Here is a 766-nt window from a genome sequence, read left to right as displayed (position 1 = left end):
AACGGTTTGGGTATTGCCGAAGGTGGGGAAATCGAAGCTGAAAGTTCGATTTTGCACCAAGGCGAGCCAAAACGAATTTATATGAGATAAATTTACTAAAAAAACGAATAAAATTCGTTTTTGGCGGTGATAGAATTACCAACTTTGAATTTAGCACTTTAGCCCCGCTTTTGGCAATACTGTGTTAGCTGACGTACTGTTGTTTGTATTATTTATCTATTTCAGTTTAAGTTCCAAAATTTCTCCTGGTAACCCGTCAAAATCCTTAAACTCCTTTGATTCGAAACCATTATTTATCAAAATTTTTCTTGATGGTAGGTTTTTAGGATCGATTATAGCAAAAAGTCGTTCTATTTGATTTTCTTTTTGTACAGATTCTATTAATTGTTTTCCAACTTTTCCAGCAATTCCTTTTCCCCAATATTTTGGCAAAACCATATATCCAAGTTCAGCTTCGTTGTCTACACTATTCTTAATTTCTAGTTTTGCCAAACCAACAAATTCATTGTTTTTGGTTTCAATGATTTTAAAGTTTCCAAAGTTTTCTTTTAGCTTATTGTTTTGAATTAGTTTATTAAAATTAGTTTTTGCTTCATCTTTTTCAATAGCTCTTTCCGTAATCATTTCCATTACTTTTTCATTATTCACTAACTCAAAATAAAGAGCAAAGTCGTTTTCGGTAAATTTTTCAAGTTTGATGTTTATTTCTTTCACGTTTTCTGTATTTTGTTTTTGCAAACGCTTTTGTCAAAGTATGTCAGCTAAC

At 31.2% G+C, this 766-nt stretch carries 1 protein-coding gene; it reads right to left on the bottom strand.

Features of this window, described 5'->3' with window-relative positions; translation table 11 throughout:
• Nucleotides 1–216: 216 nt before the first annotated feature.
• Complete coding sequence (locus tag I215_RS15600; protein ID WP_237738984.1) at nucleotides 217–714, bottom strand: GNAT family N-acetyltransferase; 498 nt, start codon at nucleotides 712–714, stop codon at nucleotides 217–219.
• Between the last annotated feature and the right edge of the window lie 52 nt (nucleotides 715–766).

Origin of the sequence: Galbibacter marinus (assembly GCF_000300875.1) — a bacterium.
GTDB lineage: Bacteria > Bacteroidota > Bacteroidia > Flavobacteriales > Flavobacteriaceae > Galbibacter > Galbibacter marinus.
Note: the sequence above shows the minus strand (reverse complement) of the source record. Positions and strands in the feature narration are given on the sequence as shown.